Raw genomic sequence first — 18,683 nt, forward strand, 5'->3', positions numbered from 1 at the left:
TATAACTAAATTTTTAGTAAAAGTTGATCTCTTAGTGACAACCACATCCTGTGCCGCAACTTCCGCTACTTGCCGGAGCCTCTTGTTTCGGTGCAGCAGCAGTAGAACATGCCGATACCCCTGGAGGTGTGTTTGGTTGGATCGCTTGGTTATCCACCCCACCCTCTTCGTTGATTTTCTCGATAGTTGCCCAAAGATCTTCTGCCGCTTTCATGTAGCGTTTTGCTGTTTCAGAGGTCGGTGCGTAATAGGTTACCGGTTTCCCCTCATCTCCCCCCGTTCGGATGGCAGGCTCGATAGGGATTTCAGCAAGGATACAAGTATCAAACTGATCCGCCATCGCTTTGGATGTCCCTTTTCCGAAAATATCGTATTCTACCCCTGTATCGGGAGCGATAAATCCAGACATGTTTTCGACCACACCCGCGATAGGGATATGAAGTTTTTTGAACATATCGAGGCTACGGCGTGAATCATCCAATGATACCATTTGAGGAGTGGTTACCGTTACACCTACAGTAACAGGTACGCTTTGAGCCAACGTGAGTTGCGCATCCCCTGTACCCGGAGGCATATCGATAACCAAACAATCCAAATCTGACCACAGGATATCACGCAAGAACTGCTCTATCGCTTTCATAATCATCGCACCACGCCAAATAAGCGATTGCCCCTCATCCATGAGTGAGCCCATCGACATCACTTCGACACCGTATGCACTCAATGGGAGAACTTTATTACCAACCACTTCAGGTTTTTGACCATCCAGCCCCATCATACGAGGGATATTCGGTCCATAGATATCGGCATCCAAAAGTCCCACTTTTTTCCCTTGCATCGCCAAAGCAACTGCAAGATTAACCGAAGTAGTCGATTTACCGACCCCCCCTTTTCCTGAACTTACCATAATAAAATTTTTCACTTGAGGGGCAATATTTTTACCCTTAGAAGAGCTTTCACGAGGCATTTTAGGTGCAGTAATATTGACCACCACCTCATTGGCACCGACACGTTTTAACTCATCAGTTGCTTCAGTAGTAATCTGATGAGCAACTTCAGGGGCACTGGAGGTAATATCAACGGTAACACTCACGTTCTTTCCATCAATTTTAATCTCTTTTACAAATCCAAACGCAATAATATCTTTAGTAAATCCCGGATAGGTCACTTTTGATAATGCTGATTTTACAATTTCTTCTGTCATAATTTTTCTCCTTATATTTTATATCATTGGTCATTGCGGACTCGATCCGCAATCTAAAGATCCTGAATCTACCCTAAAGGGCACGTGAAGTTCAGGATGACGAACCTTTAACTTGCACTTTTAGCTTTGACTTCCTCAGCAATCTGTGCGATTGCTTCGGGGTTGTCCATAATCTGTTGCGTAATTTTGTACGAACAAAATTTCGGTCCGCACATCGAACAAAACTCTGCCTCTTTAAACACATCCTGAGGCAATGTTTCATCATGATACTCACGCGCCCGCTCAGGATCAAGGGCGAGTTCAAACTGTCGATTCCAATCAAACGCATAACGCGCATCACTCATCGCATCATCAATATCACGTGCCCCTTTGCGACCACGGGCAATGTCTGCGGCATGTGCCGCGATTTTGTACGCAATAATCCCTGCACGGACATCCTCGGCGTTCGGCAATCCTAAATGCTCTTTTGGCGTCACATAGCAGAGCATCGATGCTCCGTGCCATCCGCCAACCGCGGCACCGATAGCAGAGCTGATATGATCATACCCCGCCGCGATGTCGGTAACCAAAGGCCCGAGGATATAAAACGGTGCCTCGTGACAGTACTCTCGCTGAATTTTCATATTCCGTTCAATCTGATTGAGAGGAACATGCCCAGGCCCCTCGATCATCACCTGTACGTTTTTCTCCCATGCCCGGAGTGTCAATTCACCCAATACTTTGAGTTCTCCGAGCTGTGCTTCATCCGAAGCATCTGCCAAACATCCCGGACGGAGAGAATCACCCAATGAGAGTGAAACGTCATAACGGGCACAGATATCGAGAATCTCATCATACGCAGTGTAAAACGGGTTCTCACGATGGTAGTGCATCATCCATGCCGCCATCAATGATCCACCACGACTAACGATTCCCATCTTACGTTTCGCCACTTTCGGCATCGTTTCTAACAAAAACCCAGCATGAATCGTAAAATAACTCACCCCTTGCTGTGCTTGGCGCTCTAACACTTCAAGCATCTTTTCGATACTCAAATCTTCAATTTTGTTATTTACATCATGTAAAATCTGATAAATCGGTACAGTTCCAATAGGGATTTTCGAGTTTGCAATTACCGCTCGACGGATCTCATCCAAATCTCCCCCCGTGGAGAGGTCCATTGCCGTATCAGCTTTGTAGTGCTGAGAGACTTGAATTTTTTCAATCTCCCCTTGAACATCAGAAGCAATCGCGGATGAGCCGATATTGGCATTGATTTTACAGCGCGCTGCAATCCCAATCGCCATCGGCTCTAAATTCACATGATTGACATTAGCAGGGATGATCAAACGTCCGCGTGCAATTTCTGATCGAACCAACTCTTCATCTAAATCTTCGATTTGTGCAACATATTTCATCTCTTCGGTAATAATGCCCTGCTTAGCATAATACATTTGAGTACGAACCGCATCATTATTCCGTTTGTTTACCCAATCGGTTCTCACACTTAACTCCTTGTCATTTTCCAAAAGCATTATTGGACTTATAAATAAGAGCCCCTAAAAGGGTAGACGCTCTTTTAATGTAGATTGAAAATTTCAAGAATATTTAGGAATACGATCTTAGAATTTTTGTCTCTTATAGAGTTAGAATTTATCACAAACAAGATAAAAAAAAGCTTTTTATGTGTATACTTTCGTAACAGTTTACATAAATAGGATATATTTTGTCTGATTTGACACTTATTCTACTCGCAGCAGGTAACTCTACCCGTTTTCAAACGGCAGTAAAAAAACAGTGGTTACGAATAGATCATGATCCTTTGTGGTTATATGTTACTAACCGTATCACAGCAATGAAAAACTTTTCAAAAGTGATAATTGTTGCCCATCCTGATGAGATCTCCTTTATGAGTTCTATGTGTGACTACGCTATTGTTGCAGGTGGTGAAACACGCCAAGAATCTCTCACGAATGCGATGGAATACGTCAATTCCCCTTATGTTTTAGTAACCGATATTGCGCGATCCTGTATACCTAATGAGCTTATCGAACGACTCATTGCCTCTAAAGATATAGCAGATTGCATCGTCCCTTCACTTCCACTTAGTGATACGATTGTCTATGTTAATACGACGATTGATCGAGATCAAGTCAAACGGATTCAAACTCCGCAGCTTTCTAAAACATCGGTTCTTAAAGCTGCACTGCAAACCACTCTGCACTATACCGATGAGAGCAGTGCTATTGTGGCACACGGAGGAACACGTTATTTTATTGACGGTGATGAATCAGGGCATAAAATCACCCACACCCATGACCTTTCCTCCTTGACATGTCTTAAAGCACCATCGAATGCAATCTTTACCGGTAACGGTTTCGACGTTCACGGATTTGAAGAAGGAAAACCGATGGTACTCGGTGGAGTAGAAATAGAGAGCCCGTTTGGATTTTTAGCACATAGTGATGGTGATGTTGCTATCCATGCCCTTATCGATGCATTGCTCGGTGCGGCATGTATGGGAGATATCGGAATGTTATTTCCCGATACCGATAGTACCTATAAAAATGCCGATTCCAAAGAGTTATTACGCCAATGTGTTTTAAAATTACACCAATTCGGGTTTGTTATCCTCCATGCCGATATCACTATCATCGCACAAACTCCAAAAGTTGCCTCTTATAAAGATGCAATGCGCCGTATACTTTGTCAGCTGTTACAGATACCTCTCTCCCGAGTGAACATCAAAGCAACGACAACAGAGCATCTTGGCTTTATAGGGCGCAAAGAGGGAGTTGGCGTACTTGCTACCGCTTCATTACACTATTTTGATTGGAAAAACGGATGAATGTCTTAATTATCGAAAACGAGATCTATCTCGCTCAAAGTATCGCTTCCAAACTAAGTGATCTAAACCATAACTGTGATATCAGCAGTTCAACCAAAGAGGCACTAAAAGGGATTCACTACGATGTAGTACTCCTCTCTACCAACATCAACGGACAAGATATTTATCCCGTAATCGATGCGTATAAAGATGCAGTTGTTATTTTAATGGTATCGTATGTCAGTAATGATACTGTTTCTAAACCACTTGCAGCAGGGGCAAAAGATTATATTTTGAAACCATTTATGATAGAAGAGCTGATTCGAAAAATTCAACATTTCCAGAATCATGAAAAGCTTCGCCGTCAAAACCAAACGTATGAGCGCTACCTCAACTATACCTTTAGCGGTGTCAAAATCGATGAGGATTTTGACAAAACTGAATTACCTTTAATGATTTGCAGTGCTTACCAAAAATATGCCGATTCTTTTGCGTTTAGATATGCTCAACACACGAACAAAGCACTCCATTTTATATCTTTTAATTCACCCAAAGCACTCCAAGATATCGCTGCATTTTCAAGCAATGATATCCTCTATATTACCGATTTTCAGAATCTCAAAAAAAGCGATATCAAACACTTTTTAGAATTGATAGAAAAGCGATCTTGCATTATTTCAGGCACCGATAGTGTAGAAAATTTTCCGTTTCGCGTCATAGAAATCGAAAGTGAAAATCACCTTTTTGATCAAAGCGATATTTTACCCATCGAAGAGTACGTTAAATACATTATGACCAATTTCCAAAATCGCTTTCCAGATACGGAGCTCTCTAAAAAATTAGGTATTTCACGAAAAAGCTTATGGGAAAAGAGAAAGAAATATGGCATCGTCAAGAAAAAATAAATCACTTTATATTGACCAAGAAGCTCTTAGTGCGTTGATGCTACTTAAAGCAGGTATGCTCTCTCCTATTACACAACTCATGAATGAGCAAGAGTGTAATGATGTTTTAACCACAGGTCTTTATAAAGGGTCTACCTTCCCTTTTCCTTTAATCCTATCACCAAGCGGTAAGATAAATGAAACAGTCTTAGTCGCTGCAAAAAAAGGAGATTGCCTTGACCTTGTTTGTGACAATACCATTGTAGGAGAGATTTGCATCGATGAAATATTTCCTATCAATCCGCAAGAGCGTCTTCGCCAAATTTACGGAACCGAAGATCTCTCTCACCCCGGTGTCAATGCTACTTATAAACGACTCGGTAAATATGCCGTTTGCGGTGAATATTCTATCTCTATAACCCCTATTCAAGAGATTCAATCTACCATTCAAGAGGCTAAAGAGCGAATAGGTGCTCAACATACTACCGCGATGTTTATGGCGGCTAATCCACTTCATCGTGCCCATGAACGTCTCATCCGCCAAAGCTTGGAAAAAAGTGATTTGATTGTTATTTTTCTCCTTAAACCCTACAACAGCAGTGATTTACGCTATGAACTTCGCCACGAAGTATTAGAATTTTTTATTCAAAACTACCTCCCCCAAGGGAGAGTTATCGTGGTTCCATTGGAGAGTAGTTATATTTTTGCGGGAAATAACGAAGTAATCCTCGATGCTATTGTAGCTATGAACTATGGATGTAATCGCCTGATGATCGGGCAAAATCATGCCGGAATCGGAATGTACTATGATCATAATGCCAATAAATCAGTAGTAGACCGCCTTGTTGGACTCAATATCGAAGTATCTATTGCCAGTGAATACGTTTATTGTAACCTTTGTAATACTTTGGTCAGCGTACAAACCTGCCCCCATGGTCACCATCACCATATCTCTTATAACTCAGAGTCTATTTTAGAGCTAATGAAGCAAGGGCTTCTCCCCCCTGCCGTTCTGGTACGCAAAGAGGTATCCTCAATGATTGTTGCATCACTATATCCAAACCGATTTAAAAATCTAGCGAAACTCTATTACGACATTATGCCGGTCAACGGATTGCTCGAAGAGCACAGTGAAAGAGATTTTTACATCGAACTGATGAAGCTCTATCAGACGACGTCACTAACATAAGGGATATAAATGAATTGGTTTTTTCTCACCCTCTTTTACAGTGGTCACGCCCCTAAAGCACCCGGAACGGTTGGGACACTCGTCGCTCTTCCTATCGGCGTAGTTCTTTTAATGTTTTTTGGATCGCAAACCCTCTTTATGCTCTCTATCCTCATTACACTCATAGCTATTAAGGGTATCGATAAACATGAAGCCTCTTCGGATGAACATGATGATTCACGCATTGTTATCGATGAGTTGGTAGGGATGTGGATTGCGTTGGCTATTGCACCGGGGATTATGTTCCATTGTAATGACCTCAGTGTATGGAGTAATGGATTAGCTGTTCAAATCATTTTGAGCTTTATCTTTTTTCGCCTTTACGATATTAAAAAACCCTCTATCATCGGACGAATCGACCGTGAAACAAAAGGGGGATTGGGTGTTATGGGAGATGATATCCTCGCAGGATTTGCTGCAGGAATCACCACTGCCATCGTGTGGCAAGTTATTCTCAAAAGTGGATTTATCAATTAGACCTTCATTAATATTGATATTTTCCTGACACGATCTGCGCTACACTTCTGCCATGAAAAAGACACTTTTAATTTATATGGCATTAATCCTTTTCTTCGGGATCGCCATCGCTGGAATCCTCCATTACGGAACGCTTTTAGAGAGCCATCTATTCTCTGAAGTCATAGCCCCTGCGGCTTCGTCGCTACCAACAACAATCAGTGATACGTTTCTTAAGCAACTCCACCATCCACTCCCTTTGTTACTGATTCAGTTTATCGTTATCATGATTGTCACACGGCTGTTTGGCTATCTGGTCTCCTTTGTTGCTCAACCTACCGTTGTAGGTGAGATTGTTGCGGGAATTATCCTCGGTCCCTCACTTATGGGTGCGTTGTTTCCCGATATGTTTATCACCCTCTTTCCTAAAGAATCCCTCGGTAATCTTCACCTCATCAGTCAACTCGGGTTGATCTTTTTTATGTTTGTCGTAGGGATGGAACTCGATTTTGATAAAATCAAAAAACAATCGAGTGCTTCAGTGTTTATCAGCCATGTCAGTATCATCTTCCCCTTTTTCTTAGGGGTGGCATTAGCGTATTGGCTCTATCCTATCTTTGCACCCAAAAAAATATCGTTTATCCCTTTTGCCCTTTTTATCGGTATCGCGATGAGTATCACTGCATTTCCAGTATTGGCGCGAATTATTAAAGAGAAAAATATTGGTGATACCCGTTATGGCTCCATGGCAATCACCTGTGCTGCTGCCGATGATATTACGGCATGGTATATTTTGGCTCTGATTATCGCCATTTCCGTTTCGGGTTCGCTCAGTTCCTCTTTCGTGTTATTGCTCCTCATCGCCTTGTATGTCACTGTTATGTTTTACGTCATACGCCCCCTTTTCGCCAGAATCGGACGCTCTCAGAGTGAACGGCTCAGCATGAACGGAATGTCGTTCATCATCGTCTTACTACTCCTCTCATCTCTTGCCACCGAAGCGATAGGGGTACATGCACTTTTCGGTGCATTTATGGCGGGGGCAATGATGCCCTCATCGGCACTATCGAGACTCAAAGAGCTCATCGCGCCGCGTTTAGAATACGTCAGCCTTTTGGTATTATTGCCCCTCTTTTTCGCCCTAACGGGATTGCGCAGTGAAATTGGTTTGCTCAATAGTGTAGATGCATGGTTGATTTGCGGCGGAATCATCGTACTTGCAGTGTTCGGCAAACTCTTCGGAAGTGCCCTTGCCTCTAAATACATGGGATTTAGTTGGAGGGATTCTTTCGCCCTTGGAGTATTGATGAATACACGAGGACTCATGGAGTTAGTTGTTCTTAATATCGGATATGAGATGGGAATACTCTCAACTGAACTGTTTACCATGTTTGTAGTTATGGCACTAGCAACAACAATTATGACAGGACCAATGCTCAATCTGATTACAAGAGGGTTTAAAGAGAATAAGGTTGTCGAAACAATGCAAAAAAGTTTAATTGATCTTCTCTCGCATGAACTACGAACCCCACTCACCCTAATACGGGGTGCTGCCAGTAATCTCTCTAATCCAAACTTTAACCTTGCAGACAAAGATAAAGAAGAGATGGTACAAACTATCGTTGAAGGGTCACGCCGTATGGAAAAAGTGATTGATAATCTGCTAGTCAATGCCCGTTTTCGCGAAGGAAAAACACCCCTAAACAAGACAATGCTTAGGCTAGAAGATATTATATCATCAGCGTTAGCTATAGCTGAAAATGACTGGAATCGACAAGCAAAACTCTCTATTTCACCTGATCTTCCACCTCTGAATGGCGATACGGCATTGCTTCAACTTGCTATCGGTAATCTACTCGATAATGCATTTAAATACGGTCATGAAGTGAATTTAGAAGTTTCTTCGGCATTTAGTGAAATAACCCTTACCCTCTGTAATAACGGTGATCTTCCACCTCCAGATACAATTGCAACTTTAGGTACTCTCCCCGGTAGACTCGATAATTCAGAGGGGAAACCCGGTTCGGGAATCGGGTTGAGATTATCAAAAAATATCATTGAAGTACACGGGGGTACGTTATCGATTACCTTAGAAGATAACTATTTTTGTGTCCGTGTGACTTTGCGGAGCGAATGATGAATCCGAATATTTTAATCGTAGACGATGACCCCTCTATACGTCGATTATTAGCGATGACATTAGCGTTTGCAGGCTTTATGACCACGACAGTATCAACAGCCAAAGAGGGATTAAAAAAAGGGTCTGATGAGCATTTCCATTTGATTTTGCTCGATTTAGGATTACCCGACATGAGCGGAGTACAATTTCTAGAACGTTATAGAGAGGATGAACAAACACCCGTCATTGTCGTTTCCGCTATCCATGATCAAACAGATAAAATCGCCGCTCTCAATGCAGGAGCGGATGATTATGTCACCAAACCTTTCAATGCTGATGAACTGATTGCCCGTATCCATGCTAATCTGCGCCGTGTCCCTCCACCACAAGAGAAGTTATCCATACTGATTGTGAGTGATATGCGTATGGATATCTCCAATCATATAGTGAGTATTGCAGATAACCCTATCAAATTAACTCCAAAAGAGTTTAAACTTCTTCATATTTTCATGGAAAATCAGGGGAAAGCATTGACTCATGCATGGTTGCTAAAAGCAGTCTGGGGTGTTGGGTATCAGCATGAAACCCACTATCTACGTGTTTTTATCAACCAACTGCGTCAAAAGATTGAAACTGACCCTGCCCGGCCAAAATGGATTCTCACCGAAACAGGGATTGGATATCGTTTTGTCGGGTAATATAATACCCCCTTCTAAATCATCATCGGATCATCGGTCGCTTCAATCTCTTCGAAATCCATCACAATCTGATCAAGCATTTTTTGAGTTTTTCTAATTTTGGCAATATGGGAATCAAAAATTGGTTTTGAGGCAGGAAATGCTTCGGACAACTCCGTGTAAATCAAAATACGTCCTCCGAAATGGCGATTAAATTCATTAAACGCATCTTGAAGATAACTACGACGAGTAGTATGACGAAAAAGTGCTTTCACCATTTTTTTACGCTCTTTAATCGGTATCGATTCATCAATCGCCTCAGCAACCCGTTTAATATCCATACGAGACAAATAGACACCGCTATGATACGGAGCAAGTAATTTATCTCCTAACTCATCAACAAACCCTGGTACATATTGATTTTCTTCACTGTTCTCATCGCTAGAAGTATCACAACTCTCAGTATCACATTTTTCCCGTACAAACGCATCAAATTCAGCTCTTAAATCGCTAAAATCACTTGTTTTCATTTCATTTCTCCCGTTATTAATTCATAAAAATAGCGTGCCATTGAGTGCATCGCAATATCCTCTTCAAAGTCATTCGAGTATTTCACTAAAGCACGCTCTGCAATTAAATCACCCACTAATAACCCATCCACAATCTCGATAAAATCACATATATCCTCATCGTTAGCATCATTCAAAGAGCGATCAAGTAATGCAAACGCCTCCTCTTGATATTCTCTCGAAATGACAGCACCGTTAAGTTTGGAACTGCGCATCTGTGAAATGGTAAATACCAAATCATCAGGACGGATATTCATCGGTATGACCATCGCATTAATATTATTCGCCTTAAACAGTTTATTGACCGTAGCGGAAAAACGATTTTTATGCGCCTCCTCACCAATAAACCCATACAACTTAGTCTCCGTTGTTATACTATTATCGTTGTTCATCATATCATATTCCTAACGCCAAATGAGCAAAGCCCATCTTGGCTACGCTAACGCTGAGTTCTCTTTGGCAGAGTGCCCACGCACACTGGTGTGCTTTATTTTTCATTTAATCCCCACAATTCTAATGCTTCTTCCTCTTCAAGTTGACAGCGACGGCATATTTTCTCGCCTGCAACAGAGCTAAATAATCCACCGCATTCATCACACGGACGCACCAAATACGTAACTAAATTTTGAACTGTTGGGGCGTACCACTCTTTTAAATTGTATGATGAGGATAAGGTAATCGCATCAGTTTCACAGACATCATGGCATAGATGGCATTTGATACATAAAAAAGGGTCAAAATCGATTTTAGAATTACGCACATCTGAACTCAATGCCGCTGTTGGGCAAATACGATAGCACATTTGACACGCAGTGCATTTTGATTCATCCAACAGTTTTTGCGATGTGAAGCTCATTTTTGTACTATCCACAACATGAAAAATTGTTGGTTCACTTGAGCGTTTTATCGCAGTAAAAAAAAGTTTTCTTCGGTCCGTTATTTTTTTTGCCCGCAGTAATGCTGTATGAGAACTGTCTGTCGTATAAGTAACAAATTCATCGGTAGATTTTTGCACCTCTTTCTCAAAGTCCCCTTTGATAGATCCAATCTTTTTAAGATGAAATGTTTTAAAAAAATCACGACGACCGACTTCTACACCTAGTTCCTCTTCTTTGTAGGCAATCTCTTTGGTTAGCACCTGAGAACTGCACTGTGTTGCTTCGAGCAGATAGTTTACATCCTCTATCATTGGATAAAAATGGTGCAAAACCTTCTCCCCAATAGCACACTGATGACAATGCCCAATATCACATACGATATCACCTTTTAATTGTGCAAGTGCAATCAACTGCTCAGGACTCATCGATGCAAGACACGGCACATTTTTTTGACAGGATAGGATGATTTCGTCCTGTGACACCAATGAAAAAAACAGCTCATTCGGGTCGAAATCATCGAGTTTCAATGCCTCAGTGGGACACACCGCAACACATCCTCCACACCCGACACACTGTGATTGATTAATCGAGGGTAGCCTCTCAGATATCACAATAGCATTAACAGGGCACGAAGTTTCACAATGCAGGCATGCAGAGTTAACACTCAATGCCCGTACACAACTTTGTGGAGAGAGGATTAAAAAACTCATCCGATAGTGCTGGTGCTCAACATCTCATTATCGGAGAGGATAAACTCCAATGCCATCTCCGCCACATCATAATAGAGTGGTGTACGTGCCTCATACTTCATATTAATAAGATACAATGGTGCCCACTGCAAAAGATGCTTGTTTAAAAAAGTATGTTGCACTGCTTGAAGCTCTTTAACCGCATCGCTATCGTTTTCTTGAAAAGCTTTCAGTTCTGCTTGAACTAAATGGTGCATAAATTCCATCTCTATTCCGATATGATCGGCAGAAACAACTCGTGCGACTTCGTAATCGACGATAAAATCGTACGCGCTGTACATGTCAGTTACCGGATTAGCACCACCCGTTTCGATCATTTGATCTTCACGTGTATAAAACGTTTCATACGGCACTAGATGTAAAATAGCCAAATTTGTAAAATCGGGATTCAAATACTCTTCTAAAAGTTTTTGAGGAGGAGTGCTCAGACGCACTTCCCAATCATGCCAATGGGGGAGAAACTCTAAAATTATCGGATCGCTATTTAACGTCTCTAAAATATCGGTATCTAACTCTTGGAGAAGTATTCGTGAAAGGAGTGCATAGTTATTGCTTCGTGCAATGATCTCATCCATAATATGTTGACCTTTAATGATTGATTACGAGATTGTAACTAAAAGGGCTGAAAAGCCCTTTAGAACTCCCTATTAGAAAGAGAAGTGAGGAAATTATCCCTTGATTGTTACATCGTATGACGATGGGTCAAGTTTAACCCAAGGTCGGAAGATGTGGCGAGGACGACGGAGTTTAGAGTTAGAATCCAACCCGCGTGAAAGCTTATCTCTCCATGCTTGATACACTTTAAGATTATTGTCATAGTTGACAAAAATATCACCGATTTTATCACCCGCTTGTGCTGGTTCTAGTAATACTTTGTGGTGCCAGCAGTGCATTCCCGAAACTGGATCAGGATGTGGTGCTGCAACGGCATTTTGCCATGAACCTGAAAGCCCATCCCACCATACGTTTTCAGAATCACGATTATATTCAGGGAAGCGTTCTGCTTTAAACCCTTTAATCCCCTCAACGTATTTGAGTTTACCCACTTTACCGTCCATTTGAATCTCAGCAACAGGAACCCCGAAGCTATTGATACCGGCTGTTCCGCTGTAATCATCAATCTTCGTTTGCGCCCCTGCTTTACCGACATTGTCCGGAGATTCTTTAAGGAACTCTTTGTTACTCAAATCACGCGGAGCAGCACCGGTTGCTACTTTACCATCACTAACACCATTAGGAATAGTAACCGCATTGGTAAGTTTCCAACGCCCACCATGGTGTGAACACGCGAGCGTTCCAGGAAGAACTCCCTCTGTCGGAACCGCCATAGCAACGAAATGTCCGCTCTCCAATCCTGAAACCGTATCAACGATTTTAACACGGATAGCATCACCACGTTTAAATCCAAGACGCTTAGCATCCCCCGTACTGATCCAGATCGGGTCATGGTTTTGGCTGATCTCCATTAGGTGTTTGGAGTTCGCAGAACGGGTGTGAATGTTGTACGGTAAACGGAATACCGTATTAAGGGCAAACGAGTTATCCTCTTTCATATAGAAATGGTTGACATGAGAAAGGACATGAACCATCTCCTCTTTCTCTTTGTCATTACGCGGATAGATTGCCATCGCGTATTCCGGCCACTTCCAATCTTTAGCTACCCATTGGGTATAAACATCCAACTTACGGGTTGGAGTGGTATATCCTTGGAGTCTTTTGCCATCCATCATAATACCGATTTTTTTCGATTCACCGTGATCATTGACCGCAGAGATAATACCGTCTCCATCAACACTCATTGAGCCTGCATCAAATTTATGCTCATAGGATTCTACTTTCCCCTCTTCGATTTTGAGTTCACGCTCTTGAACACTGTAGATTTTATCTTCTTCGAGCCATACACCGTGATCGCGCATATAAGAATACACAGGGAACTCTTCTTTTACATAACGGTCATCATTCATAACCGTCTCATAAAGCTTCGGCAAGTTGTCACCGAACGCCGCATCATACCATTCAGCGATTGTGACCGGTTTACCTGGATGACGTTTAGACTCCCACATTTTTTTGATATTCAAACTACCATCAGGATCAATAAAATCGGTACACAATTGGAACCAGAATTCATTCTCTTCCCACACTTCACCAAGACCTGCTTTAATATGCGCTTCGAGCGTTGCACGGTTAGGATTTTTTGGTTTCCATCCCGATTTTTCGAGTGCTACGCGCAATACCGGTTGACGAAACGTTGTCCATCGCGCAGGAAGAGTTGCCTCGGAATGTTGGTCATGACGCTCTCCCGCAAGCCCTACAGGGAGAACATAGTCCATATACCAGTTTGTCTCAGACCATACAGGAGAGAGATTGAAACTCAATTCCATGATTTCTTCGTTTTTCAACACTTCTATCCAACGGAATCCATCTGGATTAATCCACACCGGATTGTACATACGTGGTGCATAAACTGAAAGTTTAGATGGTACTTGTAACCCTCGATCATTCCATTTTTTCTGCCACTCTTTGTCACTCAATAGGTGAGGAAGCAAGAATGACATCTCATAGGTTGAAAGCGGCCATTCAGGTGGCCAAGTAAGCTCATTCCATGCTTTTACTTTTGGAACGTCTTTACCCGATTTACCTTGACCGACAGTAGAACTTCCCCCTTTTCCACCGACAGCGATATCGTGCCAGTGGTACCAACCGGTTCCACCGACATTTCCGATTGCTCCACGTAGAGCAGTGACAAAGAATACCGATTTACCGGCCATCCATCCACCACGGTTACCCGCAGCTGTTGCGCGCCAAACATACGTAGAGATTGCATCTTCTGCCCAAATAAACATCTCATAGAGTTTTTCGAGTTTGTATGCCGGAATATGGGTCTCTTTTACTGCAAATTCAAGTGTATACGGTGCATACATCTCTTTGAGAAGCTCTAAATAGCTCTCAAAATCACGCCCTTCCGGAACTTTCGAAATATACGTTTTCTCTACCATATAATTCAAATAGTCGGTATCTTTCATCAGCGTATCCCAGTTAAACCAACGTTTAACAAACGCTTTATTCACCAAATTGTCATTCAAAATACGACTTGCTAAATAGAGATAAATAACCGATTCAGTTCCCGGCCATGGTGCCAACCAAAGATCAGCAATCCCTGCAGAGTTAGAGAGGCGCGGGTCCATAACGACCATTTTCGCACCTTTTTTACGTGCATCGGCAATATACGCTGCCGCTTGGGCAAAATAGTGCCCTGCATCAGCTGCATGCGATGAGTTGAGGAAAATGAGCTTAGCATTTCCCCAATCCGGACTGGTACGGTCATCATTGATAAAATGAATTGACGGGGTGCGACCGTTAGCCGAACAGATATTAGTATGAGAGTTATACGAATCAAGACCCAAACTCTCCCAAACTTTCGGAACAAAACCGTTTTCATTCGGGCGACCGACGTGATACATTACCGATTTTTTAGAGAGTTCATCTCCGATTCGGATCGTATCTCCCATCTTTTTACCGATTGTGGTCATCGCCTCATCCCACGTCGTACGAATCCATTTACCTTCACCCCGTTTTGAACCAGGAGCGCGTTTGAGTGGGAATGGGATACGGTCTGGGTCATACATTTGTGATTGTACAGCATACCCTTTGGCACAGTTACGTCCGCGTGAGCCAGGATGCAATGGATTCCCCATATATTTACGAACCGTCAATGTTTTCTTATCCACCCATGCCGTCAATCCGCACGAAGCTTCACAGTTCGAACATGCTGTCGGAATAACCATATAGTCATGCACTAAAATACCATCTGGATTCTCTTCACTTTGGACACCGTGACGTTTAATACCACCACGTTTCCAATCTGTCCCATCAAGCTCTTGGAAATGATCCCATTGATCGAGTGGAGGATAAAACGATAACGTATCCGGAGTATTGGTAAATTTACTTTTTTCGATTGATTCAGCTACAGCATCGGTTGTAAAAACCCCTTTTGCAATCGCTGCGCCGGCTACGGTAAATGCCGCACCCTTTAAAAATGTTCTTCTGCTTTCTAAATACATCATTTACCTCTTTAGCTCATGTTTAACAATTGTGGGATAACAAGCCAAACGTGTTTAGCCACCCATAAACCGATCAATGCTGATACAGCAGCGATTTTCAACAAATAATAAGACTCTTTTTTGATGCTCAAACACACCAAAACCATCGGAACGATAAACGCCATCACTTGACCGATCCAAAACATAATGGTGTATTGACCACCTTTGATAGCTTCCAATGTCGCTTGAACTTCTTCAGCTTTCATTCCGCCAAAGATGTACTCTGACATGTAAAGGATAAAAGAGGCAAACGCACTCAATCCTAGAATAATTCCAAGATCTTTTTTGATAGTATTATCAAATTTATTGCCACCCAATAAAATCATCGTAGCTGATCCCGCCAAAAGAGCGGCTAAAATCATTTGCGCTGATTCTGTTGGCATTTGCCACAACTCACGCGCAGTTGATTCAGCCATCAATCCTGCCGTATACAACGTTACCGGAATCGCCAACAAAACAGTGTAGTTCAACAATTTATCGTACATCGCAACATCTTTTTTCATAAAAATGAAATACGCCATACCCAAAATGAGCCCTACAAACCCTGTCGCCATCCATGCACCAACGGTGATTGCCGATGTTAAATGAGGATAGAAAAAGATGTGCCAAAAACGGAACATTTGATGCAAATCAATAACCGTAAAAAATAAGAAAAGGTGAATAAATACGATTGATACCATTACGGCAGGAAAACGTATAAAGCCTGTTTGTTCAGGATATTTTTTCAACAAGAAGAATGTGAGAAAAATAATACCGGTACCGATACTTTTCGCCCACATATTCATGGTGATAATCCATCCCCATACAATACCCGGAAGTGCGACGTCTAAAACAACGATAGCATTCGTTGCTGCAATCATTTCATGTGCCATTAGTGATGACCTCCTAGTGGAAGATGGGTAAGCTTGTTAAAGAGATTATGCCCCTCGCCACGGAACGATGCCAATGGGTTCAATGTTACATTTCCTCCACCAACGTAAAAATGGTGTGGATCGGTCCCTTTTTCAGGTTTACGCACTTGAACATCACCTTGATGTTGTTGAATGTATTTGCTGATATTCGAAGTCGGATCATCCAAATCACCAAAAATATTTGCTTCTACCGGACATGCAACCACACACGATGGCATCATAGAACTCGCTATACGGTGAGCACAATAGGTACATTTATCCGCTGTTTGTGTTTGTGGATCGATATAGATAGCACCGTAAGGACATGCCATAATACAACCGGCACAACCAATACAACGCTCTTTATCAATATTTACAATTCCATTCTCAAGATAGTGCAATGCACTAACCGGACAAATGCGTTCACACGGTGCATTTGCACAATGGTTACAGCGAAGCGGTGTAAAGGTCCGCTTCGTTTCCGGAAACGATCCTACATCTATATATTTAACACGTAAACGCCATGTAGAAAGGGGAACCTCATTTTCCACTTTACATGCGATCTCACAGCCCTTACACCCCATACAAAGGTGAAGGTCTACCAAGAAGCCCAACTGCATATATTCTCCTTGAATTCCTATTGTGTAATACAATAATAATTATTTAGCACCGTTATAATGGAGTTATAACGGCATTAATGCTGTATTGATAGTAGCTAAAATAGCTTTAATGAAAACTAAATAAGTGACGAATTTTTGACAAAATCTTAATAAAAGAGGAGAAGGTTACATAATGGTAACAAATAAATGTGGAGGAGAGGAATTAATCCTCTAAACGGCATCTGACCGATGCTTCGTGGGCACCGAGACCTTCAGTATGTGCAATCAAAGCACACGCTTCGCCGATTTCATGAATCCCTTGTTTTGAAAACGCAATAATAGAAGATTTTTTCATAAAATTTTCAACACCTAACGGTGAGTAAAATTTAGCAGTCCCACCGGTTGGCAACGTGTGATTTGGACCGGCAACATAATCACCAATCGCTTCAGGAGTATAATGACCTAAAAAGATTGCTCCAGCATGTTTAATCGATGCTAATAACTCAAAAGGGTTATTTGTTGCTACCTCAAGATGTTCTGGAGCAATACAGTTCATTAGTTTTACCGCTTCATCCATATTTTGAGTCACAATAATAGCGGCACGCTCATTAATCGATTTACGTGCTATCTCTTCACGAGGGAGTTGTTGTAACCAATTTTCAATCTCTATCGCACACGCATCCGCAAATTTTTGTGAGGGGGTAATCAAGATAGAACTTGCCATCTCATCGTGTTCGGCTTGAGAGAGTAAATCAATTGCAATGTGATTCGGGTTTGCCGAATCATCCGCTAAAACACCAATTTCACTTGGTCCTGCAATCATATCAATGTTCACTTCCCCAAACACCATCTTTTTCGCCGTCGCAACAAAAATATTTCCCGGTCCCGTAATCACATCCACTTTGGGGATAGTTTGTGTCCCATATGCCATTGCAGCTATCGCACTTGCCCCGCCGACCTTAAAGACTTCCGAAACACCACACAGATGGCACGCCGCCAAAAGAAGTGCATTGGGCTCATTATCAGGGGTTGGTGTACAGACAATGATTTGCTCTACTCCCGCCACTTGTGCAGGAATCACATTCATCAACAATGAACTCGGATATGCAGCTTTACCTCCAGGAATATAGAGACCTGCCCGATCGACTGGAGTTACTTTTTGCCCCAATATCGTCCCGTTTGCTTCAGTATCAAACCAACTACGCGGAAGTTGTTTTTCATGGTAGGCACGAATTCGATCATACGCCAAATGGAGTGCTGACTTTAATGGTGCATCGAGTTCATCGTAAGCATTTTTCATATCTATTGTCGAAATTCGTAAGGCTTCTCCACTCTCAGGTGTCCACCGATCGAATTTTGTAATATGGTGAATCAAAGCATCATCTTTATCGGAACGAATCTCATCTATCAACCCCTTGACGATAGAAGAGACATGCTCCATATCCATCTTACCGCGATTTAATAGTTCGTCAAATACAGCCTCAAAATGTGTATCGCTTGTTTGAATTGTTACCATATAATCCT

The 18,683-nt window shown here is 42.1% G+C and carries 16 protein-coding genes; 6 read left to right on the forward strand and 10 right to left on the reverse strand.

The window, feature by feature from the left end:
• Positions 1-31: 31 nt before the first annotated feature.
• Complete coding sequence (locus PHC76_RS04650; RefSeq protein WP_299973944.1) at positions 32-1,204, reverse strand: Mrp/NBP35 family ATP-binding protein; 1,173 nt, start codon at positions 1,202-1,204, stop codon at positions 32-34.
• A 107-nt stretch (positions 1,205-1,311) separates the two neighbouring features.
• Positions 1,312-2,688, reverse strand: coding sequence for a phosphomethylpyrimidine synthase ThiC (gene thiC / locus PHC76_RS04655; RefSeq protein ID WP_299973947.1), 1,377 nt, complete (start codon positions 2,686-2,688; stop codon positions 1,312-1,314).
• 221 nt (positions 2,689-2,909) lie between these two features.
• On the opposite strand from thiC, the gene PHC76_RS04660 reads away from it, so the two are divergent.
• From PHC76_RS04660 to PHC76_RS04685, 6 genes are read left to right on the forward strand one after another with little or no spacing between them, the layout of a single operon-like run.
• Positions 2,910-4,031, forward strand: coding sequence for a bifunctional 2-C-methyl-D-erythritol 4-phosphate cytidylyltransferase/2-C-methyl-D-erythritol 2,4-cyclodiphosphate synthase (locus tag PHC76_RS04660; RefSeq protein WP_299973950.1), 1,122 nt, complete (start codon positions 2,910-2,912; stop codon positions 4,029-4,031).
• Positions 4,028-4,915, forward strand: coding sequence for a response regulator (locus tag PHC76_RS04665; RefSeq protein ID WP_299973953.1), 888 nt, complete (start codon positions 4,028-4,030; stop codon positions 4,913-4,915). Before PHC76_RS04660 ends, PHC76_RS04665 begins: the two co-directional genes overlap by 4 nt.
• Positions 4,893-6,083 (forward strand): sulfate adenylyltransferase, encoded by a 1,191-nt coding sequence (locus PHC76_RS04670; RefSeq protein WP_299973956.1) that lies wholly within the window; start codon positions 4,893-4,895, stop codon positions 6,081-6,083. Before PHC76_RS04665 ends, PHC76_RS04670 begins: the two co-directional genes overlap by 23 nt.
• Before the next feature lie 9 nt (positions 6,084-6,092).
• Positions 6,093-6,599, forward strand: a complete 507-nt coding sequence (locus tag PHC76_RS04675) for a phosphatidylglycerophosphatase A (RefSeq protein ID WP_299973959.1) — start codon at positions 6,093-6,095, stop codon at positions 6,597-6,599.
• 52 nt (positions 6,600-6,651) lie between these two features.
• The gene (locus PHC76_RS04680) at positions 6,652-8,715 is read left to right on the forward strand and encodes a cation:proton antiporter (RefSeq protein WP_299973962.1); all 2,064 of its coding nucleotides are present in this window, start codon (positions 6,652-6,654) and stop codon (positions 8,713-8,715) included.
• Positions 8,715-9,395: a response regulator transcription factor gene (locus tag PHC76_RS04685; protein ID WP_299973965.1), complete on the forward strand. Its 681-nt coding sequence runs from the start codon at positions 8,715-8,717 to the stop codon at positions 9,393-9,395. Before PHC76_RS04680 ends, PHC76_RS04685 begins: the two co-directional genes overlap by 1 nt.
• 14 nt (positions 9,396-9,409) lie before the next feature.
• On the opposite strand, the gene PHC76_RS04690 is transcribed toward PHC76_RS04685, so the two are convergent.
• The 8 genes from PHC76_RS04690 to hisD all read right to left on the reverse strand — a co-directional run bounded on the left by PHC76_RS04690 (position 9,410) and on the right by hisD (position 18,675).
• Positions 9,410-9,904, reverse strand: a complete 495-nt coding sequence (locus PHC76_RS04690) for a hypothetical protein (RefSeq protein WP_299973968.1) — start codon at positions 9,902-9,904, stop codon at positions 9,410-9,412.
• The gene (locus PHC76_RS04695; protein ID WP_299973971.1) at positions 9,901-10,338 is read right to left on the reverse strand and encodes a hypothetical protein; all 438 of its coding nucleotides are present in this window, start codon (positions 10,336-10,338) and stop codon (positions 9,901-9,903) included. Before PHC76_RS04695 ends, PHC76_RS04690 begins: the two co-directional genes overlap by 4 nt.
• A gap of 92 nt (positions 10,339-10,430) precedes the next feature.
• Complete coding sequence (locus tag PHC76_RS04700; protein ID WP_299973974.1) at positions 10,431-11,531, reverse strand: 4Fe-4S binding protein; 1,101 nt, start codon at positions 11,529-11,531, stop codon at positions 10,431-10,433.
• Entirely contained in the window at positions 11,528-12,145 is a 618-nt protein-coding gene (locus PHC76_RS04705) for a molecular chaperone (protein ID WP_299973977.1), read from the reverse strand. Before PHC76_RS04705 ends, PHC76_RS04700 begins: the two co-directional genes overlap by 4 nt.
• 93 nt (positions 12,146-12,238) lie before the next feature.
• Positions 12,239-15,631 carry a molybdopterin-dependent oxidoreductase gene (locus tag PHC76_RS04710; RefSeq protein ID WP_300209873.1) on the reverse strand — a complete coding sequence of 1,131 codons (3,393 nt, stop codon included), beginning with the start codon at positions 15,629-15,631 and terminating at the stop codon, positions 12,239-12,241.
• Positions 15,632-15,642: 11 nt separating this feature from the next.
• Positions 15,643-16,542: an NrfD/PsrC family molybdoenzyme membrane anchor subunit gene (gene nrfD / locus PHC76_RS04715; RefSeq protein WP_299970601.1), complete on the reverse strand. Its 900-nt coding sequence runs from the start codon at positions 16,540-16,542 to the stop codon at positions 15,643-15,645.
• Positions 16,542-17,180, reverse strand: a complete 639-nt coding sequence (locus PHC76_RS04720; RefSeq protein ID WP_299970599.1) for a 4Fe-4S dicluster domain-containing protein — start codon at positions 17,178-17,180, stop codon at positions 16,542-16,544. The genes nrfD and PHC76_RS04720 overlap by 1 nt, the downstream gene beginning before the upstream one ends.
• 202 nt (positions 17,181-17,382) lie before the next feature.
• On the reverse strand, positions 17,383-18,675 hold the full coding sequence (gene hisD, locus PHC76_RS04725; RefSeq protein WP_299970598.1) for a histidinol dehydrogenase: 1,293 nt from the start codon (positions 18,673-18,675) through the stop codon (positions 17,383-17,385).
• Between the last annotated feature and the right edge of the window lie 8 nt (positions 18,676-18,683).

Source organism: Sulfuricurvum sp. (genome assembly GCF_028710345.1).
Taxonomy (GTDB): Bacteria; Campylobacterota; Campylobacteria; order Campylobacterales; family Sulfurimonadaceae; genus Sulfuricurvum.